The following is a 24,544-nucleotide window of genomic DNA, read 5'->3' as shown; positions in this document are numbered from 1 at the left end:
GGCCGGGGTTCCGGGCGGGTGCCGCCGTGGCCGCCGTGGGCAGGGCCAGGGCGAACAGGAGCACGGCCCCCAGACAGGTGCGGCCCATAGCCGTGAAACGAAGCATACCGTTGATCCCCTTCCATACGGATGCGGGACGGACGTCGACAAGGACGGTCCGGCCCTCCGGGACCCGCACCCCCCGCATGCGCCACCCGACCACGGGCCGGACGCATACGATACGGACCCCACAACCAGCACCATACCACACCCAACGACACCACCGCACACGACAGCCGCGCACCCCAAGGCGTCCCGACACGATCCCCCCGACGGGTGGTGAGGCCGGGAGCTGAAGCACCGTCTGCAAGGCGCCGGGGCGGGCGTCGATACGAGCGGCACCCGCTTCCAGGGCCGGACGATGCACCATGCGGGCTCCGGCCCCGCACCGGGGCGACCCGGATCAGGCCGAACATCTGCCGCCATGCGTCCTCAGGGGCGTTGCCCGTCCGTGAAGCCACCTGACCGCATGGGGGATCCGCCTGGTAAGGGTGCGTGCACGGCCGGGGACCCGGCCGGGCTCGGCGGCGCCATGATGATGTTCTGCTCCGCGTTGTCGATGTGCAGACGCTCCGCCACCGACCTGCGGCCCTCACCCGTCGCGGCCCTGTATGCGGCCCACGCCCGCCGCACCTCCCCGGTGGATGCACGCCACGCCACCAGGGCGGAAGCGAACCCCCTCATCGCCTCCTCCCTGCGCTTCAACTCGTCACGCTCCCGCGCCGTGGACTCCTCGACAAGCTGCTTCACCCAATCGCTCTGGGCCTTCGATAGCTTCATGCTTCCCCTTCCGGGTATTTCCCGGTTGCACCCCGTTTTCCGCTCACTCGGGGCGAACCTGTAGCCGACAGGAAACGAGGGTAACGATGATTCCAACGGAAACGGGGTGCAACCGCCGGACCCGCCGCGACCGGCCCGTCAGACGGCCGGCCCGCGTAGAGGAAAAGCCATCCCCAAACCCGTCGGGTTTGGGGTTAGCAAGCATAGCAAGTCTCCGGAGACTTGCGGCTTGCCGGCTCCGCCGGACAGCGACGGGAGACCTGTACCCCATATGCGCCGAAGGCGGCCAGGCATGAGCACACACCGCACCGACGTGCGCCCAGTGCGCAAGGAGATCACCTTCTCCCACGACGAGTGGGAGCAGTCACGGGAGCTGTACAACCTGGTCAAGGGAGGACGCGGCTACGCCACCTACATGAAGTTCGCACGCGACATGCTCATGCACGGCAGCGTGCACACCGTGCGCGTGACCACCGACCCGGCCACCTTCCGCCCGGACATCGCCCGCATCGGCAACAACATCAACCAGATAGCCCACACGGCCAACGCCACCGGCGCCATCACCGACGAACAGGCGGCCGAACTCATAGAGGGCATGGACCGCATCCGGGCCATCCTCCTCGACCTGCACCACGACTACACCCAGGCCGTCACCGAAGGTTGGCACTGATGGCCGTCGTCAAGGTGAAAAGCGTCAAGACCGGACTGGCCAAGACCATCCGCTACGTCATCAACCCCGACAAGACCAGGGACGGCCGGCTCACCAGCAGCAACTATGAACAGAGCATGGACCCGGACGTGCTCGCACGCGCCATGACCGACGACCTGGAGGCCACCCGCTACGGCATACGCCAGGGCACCGTCCTCGGCCGGCACGTCATCCAGAGCTTCGACCCGGAGGACGACATCACCCCCGAACAGGCGCACCGCATCGGCGTCGCCTTCGTCGAGGAGATCACCCACGGCCAGCACAAGTACGTGATCGCCACCCACACCGACCGGCACCACATCCACAACCACATCGTCATCTGCAACGCGAACGACGACACCCACACCATGCTGCGCATGCAGAAAAGCACCCTCGGCACCTGGCGCGACGCCAGCGACCGGCTGTGCCGGGAGAACGGGCTCGGCGTCATCCGCAAACCCAAGGTCGAACGCCACGGCAGAAGCCTGGAGGAGATCTACTCGGGCGTGCGCGGCGACGGCATCAAGGACCGCATGCGCACCTCGCTGGACCTCGCCGCAGCCCACGCCGGCAGCTTCCGGGACTTCACCGAACGCGCCCGCAGGGCGGGCATCGAGGTCACCGTCAGAGGCCGCCACCTGACCTACACCGACACCAGGAGCGGGCTGAAGATACGGGACCTGCGCCTCGGCCAGGCATACGACGAACACAACATCATGGCCAAGCTCTCCCGCGCCCAGGTCATCCAGATCAGCTTCGACACCAGGCTCATAGCCCGGCGCGGCAAGGAGTCGGTCACCGTCTACCTGCCCGGCACCCGCCGGGGCGAGACCATCACCGTCCCCCTGGACCGCTGCGTGCACGCCGGCCGCACCTGGAGGGCCTACATCGGCGTGGACAACGACCAGACCATCACCGACCGGAAGGGACGCTACCTGCGCACCACACGGCCGGAAGGGCTCTACACGCACTTCGCCGCACCCGACATGAGCCTGGCCAGCCTCACCGAGACCAGGCTGCCCATCACCCCCGGGGTCAGCGACGCCCAACGCCGCTACTACACCATCCAGGGCCGCCGGCTCGACCAGCTGCGGGACATGGCGAGACAGCTCGGCACGGCCCGCAAATGGACCGCCGGCGACGGGGACCTGGGCGCCGCCATCGACCGGTTGGAACGCCAGGTGCGCGACGAACGCGCCGACTTCCAGGCCCGTGTCGTGGCCGCCTCGGACCTCGCCGGCGACGACACCGAGGAGGCCCGGGAGATCCTGCGCGACGTGGACGCCGGCGACCGGCGCCTGGGCCGGCTCGAAACAGAACTGGCCACCCTCAAACGCCTCTCCCGGCGCACCGAAAGGAACGAGGGCCGGGACCAGGACACCACCAGACAAAGGACACGCAAACACGGTCGCCGCTTCTGACGGCCCGAAAGGAGACAACCATGGCAATCGAGGAACAGGTATCCTCCAGGATCGCGTCAGTCGGCCAGCAGGCCGCCGCCGACGCGGCCAGGCTCACCGTCAGGGTCAGCGGCCGCCTGGCCGTACAACTGGCCGGAGCGGGCGGCTGGACCCTCATCAAAGGGGCGGGCGCCCTCAAGGACTGCATAGACAGCGGCCACATGAGCGAGGCGCGGCTCCAAAAGGTCACCGGCGGGGACATCCACGAGCTCAGACTGGACAGGGAAAGCCTGCACGCCGTCAGCCGCAGCCTGAAGCACGCCGGCCTGGACTACGCCATCGAGCACGACGGAGACGACCACTACCTGCACTTCCGGGGCCGCGACCTCGACCACGTACAGCACGCCGTCAGCCGCGCCTTCCGCAGCATCGGGCTCGACCTCGACCCCGACACCATCACCGCCGAACGCACCACGCCCGCCCAGGAGGCGCCCGACAGGCAGCCACGGGAGCAGACGGACAACCCCAGCCCAGAGCGTGACCAGCCGGAACCCTCCGGACCCGCAGAGACGGCCACCTCGATCTCCGGCGGCGACGACCCTCTGGAGCCGGACGAACCCGACCAGACACGCACCGTCAGCACGCCCGGCCGGGCCGGCACCACCCGCCGGCAGACCCGGGGCACGGCCACCCGGCACGCCGCCGGCGCCCGCAGCCGCACGGACGCCGGGAACGCCAGGACCGGCAAGGAGACACCCGGCCAGGCCGGCAGGAAAGGCCGCGACGACTTCCTGGCCATGCTCAACAAGCAGACCGAACGCAAACTCTCCGAGAACAGGAACGCCCCCAAGCGCGTCATCGAGCACAGGAGGGGACGCCCATGAGCCCCGAGACCCGGCGCGGCATGACCGCCCGCATGCAGGACGCCATCAACGACATCCGGACACGGGAACGCGAGGACACCCCCATCGGCTGGATCATCCAGGACGACGCCCTGCGCATCGTCCAGCCCATGACCGCCCAGGGCGAGCAGGCCGGCCAACGCATCGACCCCGACACCATCCTGGTCCGCTCCTACACCGCCGACCAGGACACCGGGGAACTCACCCCGGCAGGGTCGTGGACCCTGCCCAACCCCATCGGGCACGACCTTCGCGGCCCCACCGGCATGTACGCCGACCGGGTGCTCGGGGCCGCCGTCTTCGACCTGGCCAGACACGACGACCGGCCGGTCACCGCCCAAGGGGCCAGCATCTCCGGACCCGTCACCCTGGAGGACCCCATCCGGGGCGGGGACCTCGCCAACGGGTGGCGCGACGCCATGACCGAGGCGGTGGCCAGGCGGACCGCCACCGACCCGGACCTGATACGCGCCTCCTACCTGCAGGAGGCCCTCGAACGCACACCAAGGCCCTTCACCTGGGCGATGGAGGAGGACGGCCAGGATGTGCACGTCGTGGCCTGGCACGACCTCGACTCCCCCCAGGGGGCCACCTACGACTTCACCCACCTGCAGTACGGGGCCGAGGACGGCCGGCCGGCCGTCACGGCCATCAACGGCACACGGGAACCAGAACGGGCCTCACCCGGCCCCATGGACGGGCAGCGGATGATGGCCGAAAGCGCACGCCTGATCCACACCTACCAGCAGGAGGTCCGCTACCTGGCGGCCTTCGGCCCCGTACCCGAACCCGACTACACCCAGGCCGGCGTCGTCCGGCAGGGGGAACACCCGCAGATCCTCCTGGACGACGGGACTCCCGCACCCCGATGGGACCGGCTCACCGGCCGGATCACGGAAGCGGCCCTCTCCGGGCCGGAAACACCAACGCCCCCTGAAGGGGCGCCAACGAAAGGAACAACCATGGCGGCACAACCGCAGTACGACCAGGTGCAACAGGTCCTCGGCACCATCGACAACGACGAACGCCTCAACGCGCGCCTGGAAGGGTACGCCGAGGGGCTGGCCGCGTCACGGCGCGACAACCCGGAGCCGCCGGCGGAGGACGACCAGGGCATCAAAGACGTGGCCATGGCCATCGCCGTGGCCGGCATCAGCCAGTACGAACAGGACCAGGACCGGCCCGCCACAGTGGACGGACCCCAGATAAACCGGATCGCGGACGGCGTGGCGGAACGCATCCGTGAATACGTGCAGGACCAGAACCTGGACCTGGACCTGGCCGCACCCGACCGGGACGCCCCGAAAACCGAATGGGCCAGGGTCAGCATGCCCTCACAGTTCGTGCACCCCTACCAGCTGACCGCCAAGGACGGGCGCATCTTCGACAAGGCCATCATCTCCCTGCCCGAGGGCACCAAGATCAACGGCATCGACGTCTCCGGATACGCCATCGACAGGTTCATGTCCGACGCCATGCGAGAGGCCAAGGCCAACGGGCGGCGCGTCACCCTCAGCTTCCCCACCGACAAGCGGGTGGAACTCTTCAAAGGCAAAGGCGCCGACAAGCAGACCATCCGGCTCGACGGCCCCTGGGAGCTCGTCAAGGGCATCAAGGCCCACCTGCAGGCCTGGAGGGAGGAGCACGCCGCACGGCCCGGCCAGGAGAACCCGGGCGCCCACGACGACACCCGGCAGGGCGCGGACCGGCAGGAACCCCGGCCGGCGCGGCAGGGCGACGGGCACCGCTTCGAGGCGATGCCGGGCCCCATGCCCCAACGGCAGGAGCCCGCCGTCGAACCGCCCGTGGCCGCCCAGGACATGCCCCACGAGCTGGCCACCTACGCGCAGAACGACGAGAAGACCTGGAACGCCATAGAATCGGTGACCGACAGGGCCGCCCGGGACACGGCCGCAGGCCACTACGACCCGGAACACACGAGGGAGGTCATGCAACGGGTCACCGACAAGGCCGCCGAACGGTACAACGGGCCGCAAGGCCCCCTGCCCGGCGGGCCCGCCTTCAGCAGGGAGGTCAGGGCAGCCGCAACCGCAGAGATCATGAAGGACACCGCCGGCATGATCCGGGAGAAGGCCCAGGCCCTGCAGCCGGCACGGCAGGAACCGCACCGACCCGCAGCCGACGCCGGCCGGACGTCCGGCCGGCCCGAACCGGCCGGGAAGAACAACTTCCTGGCCGACCTCGTGCACCGGACCGACAGCCGGATGCGGCAGCAGGCGCCGGCCGTGAAGGCCCAGGAGCACGAACACTCCAGGGGGCGGCGCTGACCATGCAGGAGAACGAACCAGTGCGCGTATGGCTGACCGGCCAACTGCTCACGGACCCACGGTACGGGCAGGAGGGCGCCGACTTCGACCTGGTGCTCAGCCAGCCCGACGGGGAGGAGCTCGTCGTCAAGACCAGGGCCGGCCATGACCTCGCCCGCTACCTGAAGAGCCGCCAGGCGCGCCAGATGGACACGCTCCTGGTCGTCGGCGCCGCCGGCGAGGAGGACGGACAACCGGTGATCACGGCCGAGATCATCTGCTGCGACACCAGTCTGGACGGCCCCCATGCCGATTGACCCGACAACAGGCGCCACCCTGCTGGTGACCGCGCAACCCGACCCTCAGACCGACCGGTTGGCCGGCATGGGGGTCGCCCCCGTCCGGATCATCGACCCGGGCACCCCCACCGGCCGGCTGGCCGCAATCATGGCCGGCCGGAGCGAAGCCCTCCTGGCCGACCAGGGACGGATGGCCACCGCCCTGCCGCTCCCGGCGCCCGGACCAGGCGAAACCGGAGGGAACCACCATCCCGCCCAGCAGGGGACGGACACCACCCAGATGCAGGCGCAGGACGCCCCGGACACCATGGAGGTCCCCGCCCTGCTGGACCGGGAGGATCTCCTGGACCGGATGGAGGACCGCGCCAGCGAATACATCAGACACGGCAAGGAGCGGCCAGGCCGGCGGCACGGCCACACCCAAGCCAGGACCCAGGAAAGGACCAAGCAGCCATGCGCCACCGCAGACAGGCAATAATCATGTTCACCGTCCTGGCGGCCTTCTGGGCGGCCGACCTCGTATGCATGCAGGCCCGCAACCTCAACGCCGCCGGCCTGCCCCTGGCCACCACCCTGCAGAAGGCGCCCGAGATCCTGTACCGGGACCCGTTCAGGCTCAGCCTCGACCGGACCGACATGCTGGCCGGCCTCGCCGGGGCGGCCGCCGTGGGGTTCGCCTGGCTCTACAAGTGGATCGACCGCAAGAACTACCGGGACCGGGAGGAGTACGGGTCGGCCGAATGGGGCAAAGGACGGGACATCGAGCCCTACTGCGATCCGGAGCCGGCCGAGAACCTGCAGATGACCGCGACCGAGGCCCTGAGCCTGGACGTGAACGCCACACGCCGCAACCTCAACGTGGCCGTGATCGGCGGATCGGGCTCCGGCAAGACCAGGGGCTACGTCAGACCCAACCTGATGCGCATGAACATGAACTACGCGGTCACCGACCCCAAGGGCGAGATCTACCGCTCCTGCGCCCGCCGGCTGGAGGAACGGGGGTACACGGTCCACAAGCTCGACCTGGTGGACCTGGCAGCCGGCGACCGGTTCAACCCCATGGCCTACATCAACCCGGACAAGCCGGAGGAGTCCATCATGCTCCTGGCCGACAACCTGATCCGCAACACGGATGAACGCCAGAACGCCGGAGGGGGCGGCGACCAGTTCTGGACCAAGGCCGAGAAGGCCCTCTACAACGCGCTGCTCACCTTCGTGTACTACACGGCCGACCACCCGTCCATGCCGGCCATGATCGACCTGGTGGCCGCCATGCAGGCCAGCGAGGAGGACGAGCAGGCCATGAGCATGGTGGACGCCCGCATGGCCGCGTCCCGCGACATGATCCGGGAGGTGCGCGACCACCCCGACGAGTGGGACGACCAGGTGCACCGGATCGTGGACGGGCTGGACTTCGCCACCGCCCAGTACCGCACCTTCGAGCAGGGCGCCGGCGAGACCAAGAAAAGCATCATCATCAGCGCAGGAGTACGCCTCGCCCCCATGCAGGTCCCCCAGGTGCGCGCCCTCCTGGGCGGCCTGGACGGCACGGACACCATCGGCCTGGACGAGTTCCGCAGGCCCGGGCGCACGGCCCTCTTCCTGGTCCTGCCCGACACGAACAGGACCTTCAACTTCCTGGCCGCCATCCTCTACCAGATGCTGTTCGAGCACACCATCTACGCCGCCGACCACGACCCCGAGGGCCACCTGCAGGTGCCGTTGCACTGTTTCCTCGACGAGTTCGCCAACATCGGCCAGATCCCCAACTTCGAACAGCTGATAGGCACCATCCGTGGCCGGTGGATCTCCGTGAGCGTCATCCTGCAGGACCTCGCCCAGATCAAGGCCCGCTACAAGGACAACTGGGAAACCATCGTAGGCAACTGCGACTCGATCCTGTGCCTGGGCGTCGGCAAGGGCGACGAGACCACACCCAAATGGCTCTCCGGGCTCCTGGGCAAGGAGACCATCGACCTGCGCGACAACAACGTCACCAAAGGCAGCCACGGGTCCTTCACCATCAACAACCGGCGCACCGGCCGGGAACTGCTCACCCCGGACGAGATCGGCAAACTGCCCGACGACCGGTGCATCTACCTGCTGCGCGGCGTCAGGCCGTTCCTCAGCGTCAAGACCGACCCGGAACGGCCGGTGGCCAGCCCCAGGTCCAGCCTGCGCCACACGCCCGGTTGGCGGCCCATGTCACAGGCCGGGGTCCCGGCCGGGGAGCCCGGTATCCGGACCCGATGGGGTCGGCACCGACCATGACGGCCCGCCGCCACCCTGCCCCGTACCGCCTCCGGCGGGCGGGGCATTGTTCTGCCCGGCCTGACGCCGTGGCGCCACCGGCGCCGGTGGCGGCGCCTGGTACTCCTGCAGGGGCCGGCCGGGCTGCGGCTGTGGTTCGGCCTGGGCCTTCTCCCGGGCTTCGGCCTCCGCGCGCTCCCGGGCCTGACGGTCCCGGTCGGCCTCCACCGAAGCGGCCAGACGATCCAGGTCGTCCTTGGCCTTCAGGGCCTTGGCCAGGTTGCCACGGCCGACCCTGCGGCCACGCCAGGCGCCGGCCAGATCGGTCATGGACCGGTGGTCGGCCGAGTCGGGCGCCGACCCCAGGTCGTCGGCCCTGGCGACCAGCACCTTCAGTGTCTTGGCCGTCTCCTTCGCCCGGGCGTCCATGAGCGACCCCCACACCTTGGCCAGCCGTGCCCGTGCCTGCTCGATGCGGCCGGCCCGGTCGGCGCCCCGCGTGTCATCGAGGGCCTGCCTGACCTGCACCTGGGGCCTGGCCAGCGCGTCATCGCCCGCGACCGGACTGGCGGCCACCCTCTTCAACAGATCCTCCGCGTCCTTCCTGGACGCGGCCAGCCGCACCGCCCCCTCGTGGCGCCGGGCGCGCTCGATCCGGGCGGTCCGGCCCTCCCCGAGACGCACCGTGTGGGTCACGGCGATATAACCGACGCCGGCCATGAGGATGGCCGCGAGGATGAACGCCACGGGCCTGGCCAGACCACGGGCGACGCCGCGCAAGGCCCTGCGCGGCCTTTCACCCTCCGCCACGGCCGGTTCCACGGCCGGAACCGTGACCGGAAGGATCCGTGTGGTCTCGGCGTCCCGATCCGGAGCGGGCGCCGGCGGCGTGCCGGGCCGCCGGCGGCGGAACGGCCAGATCGAACGTGACCGGGCCGGGGGTTCGGGAGGCTCCCCGGCCAGCTCCGGACCGAGTTGGACAGCCTTCTCAGCCCAACGGCCGAAATCAGGCCAGGCGGCCGGCGACGCCGCCAGCTCTCCGATCCGGTCCCAGTATTCGGGGTCCAGGGCCATCCGGTACAGCTCCTCGGGCGACTCCCTGCCCGACAACGCCCCGGTCATGGCTTCTCCCTGTCGGGAAGGGCGTACGCTCCCTCGGCCGGCCCCTGGACCATGACCGCCAGCCAGCCCGCTTCGTTCGTATACCGGTACTGGATGACCCAGGGGGACTCCAGGCCGGTCCAGACGCTGCACACGGCCGTGGACCGGTCCGAACCGGTGTTCATGGTGCCGGTGAACCCGTCGAGCGGCTGACGGGCGATACCGGAGGCCGGCACGTCCAGGCCCTGCGCGTCGGTGGTGAACCAGGAACCCCTCAGCTTGGACCGGTCCTCGCCCATGTACGCCTTGAGCGTCCTGGGCGCCAGATCCGTGCATGCGGCGGAGGCCGTGGACGCCACGGACCTGCCGGGCCGGGGTTTCGGCCGGGCCGTCCTCGACGGCCGCGGCTTGGCTGCCCTCGATGTGGAGGAGGGGGATGGCTCCTGCGACGCCCGTGGCGACCAGCCGTCGGACAGGTCCGAAATCAGCAATCCGGCCCCAAGGACAATCAGGGCCGCAAGAAACGCCAAGTAGACTGTCAGTTTCGTATTCCTGGGCATGTTAGATCCTTTCCCCTCTACTTGATGAAGGAGACCCCGCCGCCGAACCCGGCGAGCTGGGCCGCGCTGATGGTCTCCGTGACCACGGCCATCCACCCCGTGCCGGACTGGCTGATCAGGATGGACCCGTCACCGTTCACGGCCTCGACCACGGCCACATGCCCATAGGCGGGGCTACTGCCGTGCACGCCGCCCTGGAAGCACATGACGTCGCCCGGCGAGGGCCTGGACGACACCTGCCAGCCCAGGGAGCGGGCCTTGCCGGCCCACTGGGCCCCGTTGCCCATGAACGGGTCCACGGGCTTGCCGATCTGGGCCCGCCGTATGGCCGCCCACCAGGTGCACTGGAACCTGTCGTAGGTCGGGGCCGCACCCTCGTTCGTGCCCGTGGCGGCCACATTGACGTGCCAGCCGTCCGAATACATGACCAGGGGTGGTTTCAGCTGGCCGGTGGAGCCGCCCGAATCATCGTCGTCGCCGCCCTCCCCCTGGTACTTGACCATGAGGCTCCTGATCCGGGCCACATACGTCCGGGTCTCCGCATACGGGGGGATGCCCCCTGCGGAGAGCACCGCGCCCGAACCGGCGTTGTACGCGGCCAGGGCCAGGTCCACCACGTCCCCGTGCACCCTGCCCTGGTCGAGATAGGACTGCATCTGCGCGGCCAGGGAGCACATGTAATGCGCCTGGGTCCAGATCGCATCGTGGGGGTTCAGTATGTCCGTCCTGCCGTCCCCGTCGCCGTCCAGGCCGACGGAGGCCCAGGTGCCGGGCATGAACTGGGCGATGCCCTGCGCGCCGGCCGGGGAGCCGGCATTCGGGTTCCAGTTGGACTCGGCCTCGATCTGCGCGGCTATCAGCGGGGATGTGATGACCGGACAGACCGTGCCGGCCCGCTCCACGTCGGCCTGGTACTCGGCCGGCACGTTGGAGATCTTCGGCTGCCTGCTGGTGGCCATCCAGGACATGACCGCCACCAGCACCAGGGCCACCGCCATGACGCCGGCGACCGCCACCAGCGCCTGGCCGCCCACGGCGCCGGCCACGGCCTGCGCTGCACGCGCGGTACGGGAGGCCGCCTGACGGACGACCCTGACGGCCTGCTCGGCCGTCTTCTCCACCGTCCTGCGCACCTGCCTGGTGCCCCGGTGCGCCGCCGAACCGCCATGACGCACCAGGGCGGCCGTCCCCCGTCCCGACGCCCGGCCCGCAGAGACGGCGGCCCCGCCCGACCTGCGGACGCCGGACAAGGCCAGCCGCGACGCCCCCCGGCCCACCTGCAGGGAGATGGCGCCCTCGGCCCCGTCGTCCCCGTTGGAGGCGCCGGCATACGCGGTGGCGCCACCCCTGTTCACGGCCCTGCGGCCGGTACGGGCCAATGAATCGGACCATTTACGTATCCTGCCGCGCACCGAGGGGCGCGCCGCACCCTCGTGCCCGCTCGTAGATCCGGTCCGGGACGGCTTGCGTTGTCCGGAGAGATTCCCGCGTCGTACGGAGGAGCGGCCGGCGATGCGGCCCTTCCTGACGGCCCCGGACACGCCCGACCTGCGGGCGCCGGAACCGCGCCTTGCGGCGCGCAGCACGTCCGAAGGAGTGCCGCCAGGCCGGATGCGGGCCGCCATCAGTCCGTGAACTCCGTATCGAACAGCCTGTACAGCTCGCCGTCATCAGGGATGCGGCCGTCGAACGGCACATAGGCCGTATCCACCTTCATAAGCCCCTGACCGGGCATGACCCCGGTGAAATAGGCGCGCTCCTCGTCGCTGAGCTTCAAGAGGTCCTGGAGGGCGTCCGCGTCCGAGGGCGTCTGCTCCAGAAGGACCAGGAAGTCCGAGTTGGACAGCATCTTGCGGGCCGACTCGTCCCCCAGCATGTCCTCAATGTCCTGGGTGATGCCCGTCACCCCGAGCCCGTACTTCCTGGCCCGCTTCCAGATGTCCAGGAACTGCTCGCTGGCGTAGGCGTTGCCGAAGAACCGGTGGAACTCGTCGATGTACAGCCAGGTGCGCCGGCCGGCGGCACGGTTGCTCCTCACCCGGTTCCACACCTGGTCCATGATGACCATCATGCCGAACGTCATCAGCTCGCCGCTCAGGTTGTGCACGTCAAAGACCGTGAACCGGTTGTCGAGATCCACGTTCGTCTGCCCGTTGAACCCGGACAGGCTGCCTTTCGCATACTGCTCCAGGCCGATGGCCAGGTCATGCCCCTTGGGTTCGCCCGTGGCCTCCAGAGCCTCGAACAGGTCCAGGAGCGTGGGCTGGTCCCCGGTCCCGCCCCTATCGCGGAATTCACGGAACAGAAGCATGGCGCACCGGTCCACAAGACCCACCTCGACCTTGTCCAGGCCGGACCTGCCGCCCAGCAGGCCGCCCACCATGTTGGTGACCACCGCCGCCTTCTCGGCCACGACGTCCACCACGTCGGAGGAGTCCACGTCAAGCTCCAGATCCATCGGGTTGATGACGTCCCGGCCGCCGGCGCTCACCTCGATGCGCGACCCGCCGAACGCATCGCACAACGGCAGGTACTCGCGTTCGGGGTCTATCACGATGATGTCGTCCTCCCGCCCCAGGAACACCCCGGCCATCTCCGACTTGACGGTGAAGCTCTTGCCGCCGCCCGACGTGCCCAGGAACACCCCGTTGGCGTTCATGCCGCGCCGCCGGTCAATGGCGATCAGATTGCCGGACCGGGCGTTCCGCCCGTAGACGATGCCGCCCGGCGTGTAGGCCTCCCTCGCGGCGAAGGGGACGAGGATGGCCGCAGCGTTCGTGGTCAGGGTGCGCTTCATGGGCAACGGGTCACGGCCCAGCGGCAGCTCGGCCACAAGCCCCTCGGGCTGCATGTAGGACAGGGTCTCAGCCTTGCAGGACTGGCGCGCGGCCGCCGCCATCACGTCCTTGACGGTCTGGTCCAGCGCCTCCTTGCCGTCCGAGCTGACCCCCACCACGATGATCGTGTTCACCAGCCGCTGGTTGGAATGCTGCAGATCCGCGCGCAGGGCCGTGATCTGGTCCTTGTCCTCCTGCAGGTCGGCGGGGATCATGTCGGGCGGAAGGTGCTGCTTCTCGGCCTTCTTCCTCCGGTCGCTGATCTCCATGTCCAGCTCGGCGTCCCGCCGTTTGACGATCGTCAGGCCCTCGGTCTTGTCATAGGGCTCCAGGTGCACCGAAACCTCGATATGGGCCTTGATGCCGGCTATGCTGCTGAGCAGCTGGTCCGACAGCTCCGGCGGGAACTCCCCTATCCACAGGCACCGGTGCCAGGTCTCCCGGCCCATCGACTCTAGAACCAGGGTCTTGGACCCCTTGCGGGTGATGGCCCACGGGCAGATCCAGTCCTTCACGCTGGTGCGCGACGAGGCCATCCGCTCCTCGGTGAAGGTGAAATCGTCGTAGGGGCGCAGCGTCTCGAACATCAGGCGCAGGCGGTCCTCCCGGACAAGACGGGTGGCCTTGCACCCGTCGATGGCGTTCAACTGCGACGTGAGCCGCATGGCCATGCGGTTCAGGGTCGTGGTCGCCCTGGTCCCGTCGCCGTCCTCGATGGTCACGGTCAGCGTCTTCACCGTGTCCGTGTTCGTGGTTGCCGAGCGCAGCAGGTGGCGCAGATTGCGGTTGTAGTCCCTCCGGAGCACGTCGTACCGGTCCCCGCTGTCGGGCATCTCGCACTCCTCCAGCATCCTTTCGACGCCCTTGGTGCGCGAATGCACATTGATCTGCAGGCTCTCGCCGGCGCCGAACCCGTTCAGCAGACCCGCCCACCGGTCGATGATGCCCAGCTGGTGGTCCTCCGGGGAGATCTCGTAGTTGATGTCGCTGATCAGCAACGTCACGGACCAGCGGTTGTCACCCAGGTAGACGATGCCGCTCTTCAGCATGGAATCGAAGCCCAGCATCTCCTTGGCCGTCTTAAGCTGCTTGCGATCGGGCTTGGCCGCCTGCTGCGGCGCATCCTTGCGGCTGTGGCCGCCTTTCTTCCTACCGAACAAACCGTTCACCTCTCCTTCATGCTTGGCTTTGCCGGCGAAGCCGGCATACCCGCCGGGCCATCCAGGATCACCGTCCTGGGGGTGGTCCAGTGGCGGATCACGTACACGAGGTACTTCTCCGGCTTCAACCCCCTGGGCCGCCACCACCCATACGCCGCCAACGGCAGGGCGAACGGCAGGACGACCCAGCTGGCCTGGCTGCTGGGCACGTCCAGGCGCAGCCACAGGTACAGATACGCCGGAATGCACACAGCGACCATCAGGATGGCGGCCAGGCACTGCCTCCAGGTCAGGCCGAAGAACACCTTGGGCTCGACCGTGCTCACCTCCCGGTACACAGGCATTTGCAACATGGTCCGCTCCTTTCACTCGCCGCCGGAGATGGCCCGCGAGGTCTGCTGGGCGATCAGCACCATCCCGAGCAGCAGCAGGCTGGCCATCATCAACTGGCCGAAATTGCCCACGATCCACCCGGACACCGAGTCGCCGTCCTTGTAGCCGCCCGCGCCCATGACCCCCTTGACCATCACCCGGTACAGGTAGATCCCCAGCCACAGGCAGGCGCCACGCAACCCCACGGCCGCATAGCTCTTGAAATACCCCACCCCCATCGTCTTGGTCTCCGGATTACACAGGAAGGCCAGCGGCAGGGGGTTGAAACACGTCAGCATGTAGAACTGGACGAACACCAGCATGATGACCACCGTCACGATCACCTCGGCCAGCTTCGAGACCACGAACGGGATAATCAGCAGGACGATGCACGCCACCTGGGTGCCCCATCCCCCGTCCTCGATGGGTTTGCGCATCTGATCCCCCAGGCCGGCCGCCTGCTGCACGGCCTCCAGCTTCGCCACGCCGCTGAAGCCGCCCGTCATCAGACCGACCAGGTAGTCGATCAGCTTCACGAACATGTCGGCATTCTCTATGGCCATGACCACAACGGACCCCTTGAACATGGCCATGGCCACCATCTTGGCGCCCAGCTCGTCATCGCCGTCCGACGTGGACGTGACACGCACGAACTCCAGGATCATCACCACGGAAAGCACCATCATCGCCACGGGCTTCACCGCGCCGTTGGCGATGTTGATGCTCGCATCGTACAACCCCTTGTTGTACTGGAGCGGGCTCTGCAGCAGCCTGTTGACCGTATCGTCCCCGACCCCGGACCCTATCGCATTCAGCAGGGACACACAGGTGTCCGACATGCCATTGGCCAGAACCAGGTTCGCCATGTCAGGACACCCGGTTGAAGATCTGGGCCGCGACCATGACCATGGCGCCGCCGATGATCTTCCACATGCCGCGCTTCATGTCGGGGCCGTTCTGGTCGTCCAACGCACTGGCGAAGGAGATAACCCCCCAGACCAGCCACAGGCCGCCGCCGATGGTGACCCAGGTGACCATGGTGCCCTTGGCTTCGCCAAACAGCTGATTGCCGTCGGCGGCCAGCACCACCCTCGACGCGAGCCGGTACGGCAGGGCCCTCGCCCACAGGGCCGTGGGGCGGGCCGCAGCCATGACGGCGGCAGCGGCGAGATTCAAAGAATGGAACATGTCAACTCCTAACGGTGCCGCACGGGAAACGTGCAGACGGGTAAACGGATAAAAGAAACGGAGTGGCCGGCGACCGGATAAGGGATAGAGTCGCCGGTCCTCCGTCGGCCCGTGGCCAGATTTGGACTGAGGGCCACGGGCCGATCCCGCCCGGAGGGGGTCGGATCGAGCTGATCCGGACGGGAAGAATCAAGGGGTCCGCGCCCCTGAGGGGGCGCGGATCATGCATGCTCAGCGGGGCTGCCCGTCCCGCCGGCCGTCCGGGCCGTCCTGGTCCTCGCCAAGGGCGTGGGCCAGACCGGGTTGGGCGACCGTGGCGTACAGGTGCTCACGGCCCTGGGCGTCGCGGCGGATCGTCCTGACCAGGAGGAGGCCGGCCGCCAGCAGCACCATGCCGGCCAGCAGCATCCAGGTGACGGCGGAGCCGGTGATGGCCAGATGCCCGACCCTGCCGTTCCAGTCGTCGGTGTTGGACTCCACGGGGGTGTCCCTGCACATGGCCACCCCGTCGACCGTGACCGCATCCTTCGGGGTCCCCTTGGCGGGCTTCGCGTCCGGGTCCTTCGGGTCGAACGGCTTGTCATCGCCGGGGACCACGCAGGGCGCCAGCGGCGTGCCGGTCACCTTCACCCGGTCCGTGTGGTGGTCCGTGACACCCTTGAGGGTGCCGTGGATGTCCACGTACCTGCCGGGCTTGAGCTGGTAGTCGGCCCACCCGTCCGGGTACTTCCAGTCGACCACCTGGCCGTCGCCGGCGACGGTGGCGTCCTCGAGCTTCAGGTCGCGGCCCAGGAAGACGTGGCCGCGTCCCGTGTCCGGATCGGTGCCTGAATCGTTGTAGACGCGGGCGGTGATGTCCGTGTCCCCGTGGACCGTCAGGGCCTCCTCGGGCCGGTTCCGGTCACCCTGGGGCAGGCCCGACTCGGTGTCGAACTTGATGACACGCAGCTTGGGGGTCATGTCCGGCGTCCTGGTCCACACCGTGTTCGAGGGAATCACCTTGTCGTTGTAAAACTCGGTGAACCTGTTCTCGTGATGATCCACGACCTTGATCCGCTTGCACTGGATGTAGGTGCTCCAGCCGGCCTCACGGTCGCCCGAGGCGGACACCAGGGCCAGGTAGGCGGGCGTGGTCTGGATGGTCACCTTGCCGGTCGCGTCCTGCTCAAGGGTGAACATGGCGCCGCCCAGCTTCCCCGAGTCGAAACCGGAACCGGCGATCCTCTCGCCCCTGCCGGCCAGCAGGCTCCCGTCCTTGTACAGGTCGCGGGCGGCGTACACGGCCCACTGGCCCGTGTACTGGTCCACCTTCGGGTTCAGCTGGTCCTCGATGCACCACATGTCGGCCTGGGTGTATGCCCGGTCGGCCGGCAGGATCGAGGAGTCGAGCCGGTACAGGAACAGGCTGTCCTTGTAGATGCTCTTGCCGTTCACACTCTCGCCGTTGACCTTGACCACCACGTCCTTGCGCGGGTTGATGGGCGCCAGCGGGGTGCTCACCTCGTTGGTGGTCTTCCGGATGTTGTTGGTGACCTGGGTGGCCTTGTTCTTCACCACGTGACCCGGGGTGACCTTGATGACCGTGAAGGGCAGCACCAGGTCGTAGGTGCGGCCGAGCAGGCCCTGGTCGATGGCCGGGTCATGCAGGGGGTCGTACCGGTCGGACGCGGCGTAGGCCTTCAGGTCCTTGGGCTGGGGGTCGCCCTTGACGGTCTCGCCCGTCGCGGGGATCCTCGTGTCCACCCTCCTGGCGAAGGCGTACACCACACCGTCCTTGACCTGGATGTTGAACCTGGCCGTGTAATCGCGGCCGTCCGAACCCTGCACCTGGATCCTGGACTGGTCGATGGACAGGTACTCGTCCTCGAAGTCGTCCACGACGCCCAGCTTCCACACCTTGTACGCGGTGTCGGCCTGGCGGGCGTCGATCGTGACCCGGTAGAAGCCGGTGTCACCCAGCAGCAGGGTCTTCCCGTCGATGGTGATGGACTGGTCCTTGGAACTGACCACCTTCTTGACCGGGTTGATGCTCGGCGGGAGATTGACCACCTCGTTGCTGGGGGTCAGGCTGTTGTCGAGGATCAGCACCCACTGGTTGTTGATCCGGATGTTCGCGGGGGCGTCCTTGGACACCGTGCCCTCGAACCGCACCTGGATGCGCGGGTTGCCGCCCGCGCGCCACTGGGCCACCAGCGTGGCGTCGGTGAAGGTGACCAGGAACCCGTGCGCGGCATCATCCCACTTCGTGGTGTACCTGCTCTTGGCGATGGGCCGGCCCGTGGCCAGGTCCATGATCTCCAGGGTCTGCTTGTCGGGCTGCAGCCACTTGCTGTACGTGTCCGCGAAGGCCACACGCTCCCGCTGGTAGGCCAGCAGGTCCGGCAGCTTCGGCTGGGTGTCCAGCTGGTATTCGACCTTCTGCCCGGGGTGGACGACCTTGCCGTCCACGCTGCCCTGGTCGCCGCCCTGGCTGGACTCCGACACCACGTCCTTCCTCACCGGGGGCACGTACCCGCAGATCTTCGGCTCGTTGGTGTCCACCTTCTGCCCGTTCACCTGCTCGGAGCCGGAGTTCGTGAATTCGGGGCCTCCTGGGTTCGGGGCGCAGAAGGTCAGCTCGTCGCCGGGCTGCCTGCCATGGTCCTGGCGCACCTGGGCGGCGCCCTTGCCGTTGGCGAAGTTCACGGTGAAGGGGACCAGCATGGTCACCTGCAGGGCCTTGCCCATGCCCTTGAGCCTGGCCAGGTAGGCCGGCTTGGCGACCGCCTTGGCCACCGTGCCGGAGACGGTGATCGTGAACTGGTCGGTCACGTCCCTGCCCGTGGCGGTGATGTCGTTGACGCTGGACCGGCGGTAGTGCCCGTCCGCCCCGGGTTCGGCCTCCGACTCGTAGACGCGGATCGTGTCCCTGCCGTCCTGGTCCACCAGGTAGTCGGCCTTGCCCCAGTCGTCGGACAGGGTGAAGGAGGCCGGCGCCTGGATCAGGTGCGGGTCCACGGTCCCGTTGACCACGCCGCCCACCTTGTCGCCGTCCATGAACACATGGTCGTCCGCCCCGGTCGTGTTCGTGCGGGACGGGTCGATCACCGCGTTCCACTTCCTTGAGGTCTTGTCCCACAGGACCCAGGACTTGTCCGGGGCCGGCTTCCAGGTCGGGAACTCACCCGGGGGCGTCTGCTGGTCGACCTCCCTGGAGAAGCCCTTCCAGTACACCGAACCCGTGTCCCTGACACTGCTGGTATCAGGACCATGCACGACAACGTCCAGCTCGTAGCGCCACTCGTGGTCGGGCGGGATGTCACCGCCCTTCCAGGAGGCGGTGGCCACGTCCCCCGTGGGGGTGGCTCCGTTGGCCGTGTTGAACGAGAACCGGCCACTGATGTCCTGGCCGGTGGTCGCGTCCACGACCTTCTGCCGGTCGATCGTATACCGCTGCCCGTTCGGGGTGAACGAGTCCCTGAACGTGAACTGCTTGCCGTTGACACCCGTACCGGACGTGATCACCGTGTGGTTGACCATCGAATCGGCACTCGTGCCACGCTCCACCGTCTTCGACGGCGGCGCCGGCGGCACGTCAGCCGGCTTCGGCTCATACTGATTCAATGTGATGACCACAGTGCTCGTCGAATCACTCGTGTACTGGTCAACGAGTTTGTTGATAGTGGTATCAGGCTGGTCAGAGAATGGAGAATCAGTCCTATAAGTAGATCCATGATTGCTGTAAGTTCCAGTAGCTGGTCCACGAACCCAGGCGTCCATCCAGTCGTCCTTCGTGTGGTGGGCCTCGCCGCTGAACTGTTTGTTGGGTCCGGTCATCACCCCCACGGCGACCACACGGCACTGGGCCTGGCCGGCCTGGTCGGGGTGAGCCTCGTTGAAACGCGCCGTACAGTTGCCGTTGGCCTCGTTCAAGGCCTCCTGCGCGTGGGCGACACCGCCGGGCAGCATGGACACACCCATCTGCGCGAACGCATTGTAGACGCTGTTCAGATCCCCGCCGGAGCCGAACGCCCCGTCATTGTTATCCTTATAAGCCCAGCTGACCTGGGTGGCCATGACACCGCCGCCACCGCCGTCGGAACTGCCGCCACCGCCGCCGGCGAACGCGATGGGCGCCCCGGCCAGCATCGTGGCACCCGCCACGGCCACGGCCACGCCCCTGCGGACCGTGCCCGAAGTCAGACGCCGGAGCCGGCCGACCCGGATCCGTAACTCTCCTGGTAACTTCATTATTGATGTTTCCCTTCCGCTACTATGAAGGGGACGGCCTCAATGGTCGTCCACAATAAACGCCAGTGGGATAGGAGACCTTCCAAAGCAACCAGTCCCACTGGCACATTCTTAATCAATCAGCCAATACCACAAGCCTGGCCCTTCTGACACACAGGGGGACCTACATGATTGATGATGTCTCTCCAGTTGGAGCCCCCTCCTTGTGGTGTCGCTGGTGCGGGTGCGGCCGGTGCCGGCGCCGGTGCGGATCCGCCGCCACGGTTGTATGAAGGCGTGTACCCGCCACCCGAATAGGAGGGTGTGTACCCGCCTCCCCCGTAGGAGGGTGCCGGCTGTTGTTGCGCTGCGGCCTGTTGTTGCGCGGCCTGTTCGGCGGCCTGCTGGTCCGCCTGGGCTTTGGCCTGCATCGAGGCGTTCACCTGGTCGACGGCCGCCTGGAGGGCGGTGGCCGCGTCCTGGTAGTCCTTGGCCTTACCGCCCTTGACACCGCCGGCCTGGTCGATGGCCTTCTGCAGGGCGTCCCTGGTGGCGTTGTCCGCCACCTTCCCGTCACTGTCGCCCAGGAGCCTGGCCGCCTCGTCCTTCTTGCCGGCCAGGGCCGACTTCGCATCCTCAAGGATCTTCGCGTCACGCGACATAATCACGGCCTTGCCGGCCTTCGCGTAGTCGCGGTCGATGTCCTTCAGATGTTCGCTGGTCCGCCTGGCCTTGTCGGTGGCGGCGTGCAGATCCGACGTGGACATGGACGCATCGCATACGACGACCTGCGGCCTGATGCCGCCGGCGGTCTTGATGGTCCTGTGCATGGCGTCCACGGTCTTCGCGTCCTGCACCTGGTCCGCCTGGATGCCGGCCGCCCCGCGATACCTGGCCAGGGTGGCCTGGGCCGACCTGGTACTGGACTGCATGGCCTTGACCGACTGCGTGCAGTCCGCCATGGCGGACCCGTGCCGGCGGGACTCGTACACCTTCCAGCCGCCGAAACCGGCCGCCACCAGCACGACCACCACGCCGGCAGACACCACAGGCACCAGCCACTTCGGGCGTGGCTTCCTCGCCTCGTCCGGGCCCCCCGCAGGCTTGATCGCCGGCGGAGCCGTGAAATCGTCCATATCGGATAGGGTCTTGGTCTCCTGATCGTCAGGGGTGCGTTCCTCGTCCATAGTCCCTCTTTCTCGGCCATGTGGCCGCTCAGTCCTCTCCTAGGGTCGCACAAGTCAACACGAAAACGGGGTGCAACAGGAAAAAACAATCAGTTTTTTCCGGCCGCCCATTGTGGTGTTTCCGTACTTCAACACTTCAATACTTCAATACTTCTTTACTTCAATACTTCTTTACTTCAATACTTCTTTACTTCAATACTTCTTTACTTCAATACTTAGGTCATCCAGCCCGATGCGAGCATGGCCATGAGGACCACAAGGCAGATGGTCTGCACGGTCACCAGCGCCCGCCGGGTCCGCTGGTCGGGTGCCTTTCCTCCATGCTGGGCCAGGAAGGCGGCCAGGCCGACCAGGAATACAACACCCATGATGATTCGGACGGTCATGATCGTCCTCCCAGGTAGTCGCGCAGGGCCAGGTCGATGATCTCCTGCATCTTCATGCCGTGCTCAAGGGCGTACAGTTTCACGGCCCTCCGGGTTCCCTCGCGCATTTTGATGCTGGTCTGGACCCACAGTTCGGACCCCGTGCCGGCGGGGGAGGGGGACGGCGTGACCGAGGGGGAGCCGGCGGAGAACACCGCCCCAAGGTCCCGGGTCCCGGTTTCGGGTGCGGATATCGGTTTGAGATCCTTCATCAGAACAGCCTCCCCGTGGAGTGCAGGTACTCCCCGTAGACCAGGCCAGCGATGGACAGCACGTTGATGACCACCCGCCCCACGGCCGTGATGAAGTCCAGGAGCGGGTCGTCCACCCACCTCCACAGCCAGCCCAGGAACAGGCCGAACAGGTAGTTGAGCCCCAGGTAGGCCACGAACACGGCCACCAGGTACACCGCCTGGAATATGAGTTGGTTCTTCATGCTGACACCCCTTCCAATAGATCTTCAAGCTCCCCGTACGCCTCCGCATACTCGTACAGCTTGCCGGGGGCCGCACCCATGCAGGCCTTGATGGCCTGACGCTTGCGGATGACGGCATCGAACCGGGGCGTCTGCTGGGCGGCGAGGGCGTCGCTGACCGCCTTGAACAGCCTCGTGTGCGGCTCCACGCGGCACAGCAGGACGGCCGCCGGGGCACGGCCCTGAAGGCCCTTGAGGGTGCTCCACGCCTGCTGCAGATCCAGCTCGGTGTCGGTGCAGGGCACCACCACGAAGTCGGCCGCCTCGACCGCAGCCACCGTGATCGGGCCGGCGGGGGGAGTGTCGATGATGGTCAGGCCCTCGAACCCGTCGCCGGCGAGCCGCTCCACGTCCAGCAGTTTCGCGTCCACCACCTCGAAGGGGAGGGGGGAGCCCGACTCCTCGGCCTCCAGAGCCCAACGGGCGGCGCAGGACTGGGGGTCGGTCGCCATCACCCGCACCCGCGCCTCCGGGTCCTTCCTGACGGCGGAAGCCGCCAGGTACATGGAGGACGTCGTTTTGGTCACACCGCCCTTGGCGGCCGCTATGGTCACTATCTTGTTCATGGTTTCCCTTTCCTTATTGAATTGCCGAAGTAATGAAGTAAAGAAGTATTGAAGTATTGAAGTATTGAGTTATTGAAGTATCGGGTTGTCCAATCGTCCGGTTGGAGGCAACCCCAAGCCGACAGGGGGAGGTCAGGCGGGGGATGCCTCCAGCCTGGCGGTCTCGCCCGTGTCGTTGCTCCTGGTCCCGGAGCGCCGGCGGTAGTGGCCCTTCCAGTAGTCCAAAGCCTCGCGTTTGGCTTCGCGCACCGCCTCCGGGTGCCGGTCGAGCCAATCGACCGCCTGCCGGTAGCGTTGCTCCTTGCCGTCCTTGCGCCGGCGCATGTCCAGCCCGTCCCGGCGCATCATCCTGGCCAGGACCTGGAGCTCCTTGCGGCGCATCCCCCCGTAGGTGGCGTAGTCCTCATGGCCGGCATAGACCAGGCCGAACGAGATGCACTGGTCACGCACGGGGCACCGCCGGCAGATCATGTCGGCCTTCCGGATCTGGTCGGCCGTCCTGTGGCCGCGCTCGGGAGGGAACCAGGCGGCCTCCCGCCCGTCCTCGATCCGGCTGCACAATCCGGTGGTTCTGAACGGGGTCATGATGTCGCCCCTATGAAGTGATGCACCGGCTGTGCCGACGGCTTCCGCTTAGAGGAGGGCGCGGGCTTGACGCCCTGCCCCAGCCCGTGCAGTGGCCGGTTCCTCTCGTCCCAGGCGCAGCAGGGGCAGGAGCCCTCGCTGACCTCGCCGTCGACGTGCCGGCGGTTCGTTTCCACGCTCCACTTGCGCCCCCCGTACACCGTGACGATGCCTGCGCGGCCGCTGGCCACCGTGCTCGGTGCGTGCCCGTCCATGGGGGCGGCCTGTGGAATGCCGTCCTTGTTGGCCTTGCGGCTGCGTTCTCGTTGGAGGGTGAGCTGGGCCCAGTGCTTCTCCAGGGCCTTGCAGGAGATGATGACGGGCCGCCAGAACCCCTCAGGGTCCTCCAGCGCCCACCGTGCCAGGTCCAGGCACTCCCCGACCTCGTGCCGGGCGGCCAGGTGCCGGGCGGCGCGGCGTTCGCGCCGGCTGTCGGCCGGGACGGGAAGGTGCTGGCCGGCGAGCAGGGCCGCCAGGCCCGTCTGCAGGTGATGACCATTCGAGGGGGCGTCTTCCCCGGGGGAGATGTCCCCTTTAGGGGACAGAGGGGGTAATGGTTTATTACTTGGTTTGCCTGTCACCGGTGGCACCCCTGGATGGTCACCGGTGGCACCCCTGGTCTCCCGGGCTTCAGTCAGGGGTGTCATTTTGGCACCCCTGGAATCGGCTCCGTTCCGCCCTTCCGGCAGGGGTGCCAAATTGGCACCCCTGGGTTCCGGGGCTTCGGAGACCGGTTCGGGCTCCACCCCCATGCACAGGTCCCACACCACGGGACGGTACTGGCCGGGGATGAGCCGGCCCTGCTCGTCACGCAATGACAGGTCCTGGTTCCCGCGACGGATCAGGCCCCCGCTTTCCAGGAGCGAGAGCTTGCGCCTGACCGTCCTCTCGCTGACATGCAGTTCGCGCATCAGCGTCTTCACGCTCGGCCAGGAGGCCGACCCGTCCGGATGGGCACGGTCCGCCAAGGCCACAAGAAGCAGCCTGGCCGTCGTGTCGCCACCCACCGGGGCCTCCCTCAAAGCCCAATTCGTCGCCTGCCAGCTCATAGTGACCTATCTGCACTGTGAAAGAAGTGGAATACGGTCATTTCATGCCTCGCCCCTCGGGCCGCCACCGAATGCGGGGTGGGAGACCATCAGAAACCGTTTGGCATACGCGAACTCGATGCCGTCACCGAGGACCGGGCAATACCCGTGGTCGAAGACGAACGGG

At 67.6% G+C, this 24,544-nt stretch carries 24 protein-coding genes; 8 read left to right on the top strand and 16 right to left on the bottom strand.

The window, feature by feature from the left end; all coding sequences use genetic code 11:
- Positions 1 to 471: 471 nt before the first annotated feature.
- A complete protein-coding gene (locus AACP59_RS06775) occupies positions 472 to 819 on the bottom strand; it encodes a hypothetical protein (protein WP_339350410.1) in 348 nt (115 codons plus the stop codon).
- Between the two features lie 292 nt (positions 820 to 1,111).
- Here AACP59_RS06775 and AACP59_RS06770 point away from each other — a divergent pair, with 292 nt between their 5' ends.
- Genes AACP59_RS06770 through AACP59_RS06740 form a run of 7 tightly spaced genes read left to right on the top strand, consistent with a single transcriptional unit; the run spans position 1,112 to position 8,646 of the window.
- Positions 1,112 to 1,489, top strand: a complete 378-nt coding sequence (locus tag AACP59_RS06770) for a MobC family plasmid mobilization relaxosome protein (protein ID WP_339350409.1) — start codon at positions 1,112 to 1,114, stop codon at positions 1,487 to 1,489.
- Between the two features lie 14 nt (positions 1,490 to 1,503).
- The gene (locus tag AACP59_RS06765; protein ID WP_339350408.1) at positions 1,504 to 2,928 is read left to right on the top strand and encodes a relaxase/mobilization nuclease domain-containing protein; all 1,425 of its coding nucleotides are present in this window, start codon (positions 1,504 to 1,506) and stop codon (positions 2,926 to 2,928) included.
- Positions 2,929 to 2,948: 20 nt separating this feature from the next.
- The gene (locus AACP59_RS06760; protein ID WP_339350407.1) at positions 2,949 to 3,791 is read left to right on the top strand and encodes a DUF3801 domain-containing protein; all 843 of its coding nucleotides are present in this window, start codon (positions 2,949 to 2,951) and stop codon (positions 3,789 to 3,791) included.
- Positions 3,788 to 6,097 (top strand): hypothetical protein, encoded by a 2,310-nt coding sequence (locus AACP59_RS06755; protein ID WP_339350406.1) that lies wholly within the window; start codon positions 3,788 to 3,790, stop codon positions 6,095 to 6,097. Before AACP59_RS06760 ends, AACP59_RS06755 begins: the two co-directional genes overlap by 4 nt.
- 2 nt (positions 6,098 to 6,099) lie before the next feature.
- Complete coding sequence (locus tag AACP59_RS06750; protein ID WP_339350405.1) at positions 6,100 to 6,393, top strand: hypothetical protein; 294 nt, start codon at positions 6,100 to 6,102, stop codon at positions 6,391 to 6,393.
- Positions 6,383 to 6,853: a hypothetical protein gene (locus AACP59_RS06745; RefSeq protein WP_339350404.1), complete on the top strand. Its 471-nt coding sequence runs from the start codon at positions 6,383 to 6,385 to the stop codon at positions 6,851 to 6,853. The genes AACP59_RS06750 and AACP59_RS06745 overlap by 11 nt, the downstream gene beginning before the upstream one ends.
- On the top strand, positions 6,829 to 8,646 hold the full coding sequence (locus AACP59_RS06740; protein WP_339350403.1) for a VirD4-like conjugal transfer protein, CD1115 family: 1,818 nt from the start codon (positions 6,829 to 6,831) through the stop codon (positions 8,644 to 8,646). The genes AACP59_RS06745 and AACP59_RS06740 overlap by 25 nt, the downstream gene beginning before the upstream one ends.
- Here the strand turns inward: AACP59_RS06740 and AACP59_RS06735 are convergent.
- Positions 8,581 to 9,747, bottom strand: coding sequence for a hypothetical protein (locus tag AACP59_RS06735; protein ID WP_339350402.1), 1,167 nt, complete (start codon positions 9,745 to 9,747; stop codon positions 8,581 to 8,583). The two genes, AACP59_RS06740 and AACP59_RS06735, sit on opposite strands and share 66 nt — an antisense overlap.
- A complete protein-coding gene (locus AACP59_RS06730; protein ID WP_339350401.1) occupies positions 9,744 to 10,025 on the bottom strand; it encodes a hypothetical protein in 282 nt (93 codons plus the stop codon). Before AACP59_RS06730 ends, AACP59_RS06735 begins: the two co-directional genes overlap by 4 nt.
- Between AACP59_RS06730 and AACP59_RS06725 the strand changes: the two genes are divergently transcribed.
- A complete protein-coding gene (locus tag AACP59_RS06725; protein ID WP_339350400.1) occupies positions 10,024 to 10,260 on the top strand; it encodes a hypothetical protein in 237 nt (78 codons plus the stop codon). The two genes, AACP59_RS06730 and AACP59_RS06725, sit on opposite strands and share 2 nt — an antisense overlap.
- Before the next feature lie 43 nt (positions 10,261 to 10,303).
- Here the strand turns inward: AACP59_RS06725 and AACP59_RS06720 are convergent, their stop codons facing one another.
- The 13 genes from AACP59_RS06720 to AACP59_RS06660 form a co-directional block, all read right to left on the bottom strand.
- On the bottom strand, positions 10,304 to 11,911 hold the full coding sequence (locus tag AACP59_RS06720; protein WP_339350399.1) for a lytic transglycosylase domain-containing protein: 1,608 nt from the start codon (positions 11,909 to 11,911) through the stop codon (positions 10,304 to 10,306).
- The gene (locus AACP59_RS06715; RefSeq protein ID WP_339353118.1) at positions 11,911 to 14,283 is read right to left on the bottom strand and encodes a VirB4-like conjugal transfer ATPase, CD1110 family; all 2,373 of its coding nucleotides are present in this window, start codon (positions 14,281 to 14,283) and stop codon (positions 11,911 to 11,913) included. The genes AACP59_RS06720 and AACP59_RS06715 overlap by 1 nt, the downstream gene beginning before the upstream one ends.
- 5 nt (positions 14,284 to 14,288) lie before the next feature.
- On the bottom strand, positions 14,289 to 14,636 hold the full coding sequence (locus AACP59_RS06710; protein WP_339350395.1) for a PrgI family protein: 348 nt from the start codon (positions 14,634 to 14,636) through the stop codon (positions 14,289 to 14,291).
- Positions 14,637 to 14,648: 12 nt separating this feature from the next.
- Complete coding sequence (locus AACP59_RS06705) at positions 14,649 to 15,521, bottom strand: VirB6/TrbL-like conjugal transfer protein, CD1112 family (RefSeq protein WP_339350394.1); 873 nt, start codon at positions 15,519 to 15,521, stop codon at positions 14,649 to 14,651.
- A 1-nt stretch (position 15,522) separates the two neighbouring features.
- Positions 15,523 to 15,843 carry a hypothetical protein gene (locus tag AACP59_RS06700; protein ID WP_339350392.1) on the bottom strand — a complete coding sequence of 107 codons (321 nt, stop codon included), beginning with the start codon at positions 15,841 to 15,843 and terminating at the stop codon, positions 15,523 to 15,525.
- 231 nt (positions 15,844 to 16,074) lie between these two features.
- Entirely contained in the window at positions 16,075 to 20,073 is a 3,999-nt protein-coding gene (locus AACP59_RS06695; protein ID WP_339350390.1) for an LPXTG cell wall anchor domain-containing protein, read from the bottom strand.
- Between the two features lie 119 nt (positions 20,074 to 20,192).
- Complete coding sequence (locus tag AACP59_RS06690) at positions 20,193 to 21,239, bottom strand: hypothetical protein (protein WP_339350389.1); 1,047 nt, start codon at positions 21,237 to 21,239, stop codon at positions 20,193 to 20,195.
- Positions 21,240 to 21,454: 215 nt separating this feature from the next.
- The gene (locus AACP59_RS06685) at positions 21,455 to 21,625 is read right to left on the bottom strand and encodes a hypothetical protein (RefSeq protein ID WP_339350388.1); all 171 of its coding nucleotides are present in this window, start codon (positions 21,623 to 21,625) and stop codon (positions 21,455 to 21,457) included.
- A complete protein-coding gene (locus AACP59_RS06680) occupies positions 21,622 to 21,876 on the bottom strand; it encodes a hypothetical protein (protein WP_339350386.1) in 255 nt (84 codons plus the stop codon). The genes AACP59_RS06685 and AACP59_RS06680 overlap by 4 nt, the downstream gene beginning before the upstream one ends.
- Positions 21,876 to 22,100: a hypothetical protein gene (locus AACP59_RS06675; RefSeq protein WP_339350385.1), complete on the bottom strand. Its 225-nt coding sequence runs from the start codon at positions 22,098 to 22,100 to the stop codon at positions 21,876 to 21,878. Before AACP59_RS06675 ends, AACP59_RS06680 begins: the two co-directional genes overlap by 1 nt.
- The gene (locus AACP59_RS06670) at positions 22,097 to 22,705 is read right to left on the bottom strand and encodes a nucleotide-binding protein (RefSeq protein WP_339350383.1); all 609 of its coding nucleotides are present in this window, start codon (positions 22,703 to 22,705) and stop codon (positions 22,097 to 22,099) included. The genes AACP59_RS06675 and AACP59_RS06670 overlap by 4 nt, the downstream gene beginning before the upstream one ends.
- 132 nt (positions 22,706 to 22,837) lie before the next feature.
- The gene (locus AACP59_RS06665) at positions 22,838 to 23,290 is read right to left on the bottom strand and encodes a WhiB family transcriptional regulator (protein ID WP_339350381.1); all 453 of its coding nucleotides are present in this window, start codon (positions 23,288 to 23,290) and stop codon (positions 22,838 to 22,840) included.
- Entirely contained in the window at positions 23,287 to 24,378 is a 1,092-nt protein-coding gene (locus AACP59_RS06660) for a helix-turn-helix domain-containing protein (RefSeq protein ID WP_339350379.1), read from the bottom strand. Before AACP59_RS06660 ends, AACP59_RS06665 begins: the two co-directional genes overlap by 4 nt.
- Between the last annotated feature and the right edge of the window lie 166 nt (positions 24,379 to 24,544).

The organism is Bifidobacterium indicum, from assembly GCF_036987015.1.
In the GTDB taxonomy this organism is placed as follows: Bacteria; Actinomycetota; Actinomycetes; order Actinomycetales; family Bifidobacteriaceae; genus Bombiscardovia; species Bombiscardovia indica.
This window is presented reverse-complemented; position numbering and strand designations above follow the sequence as displayed.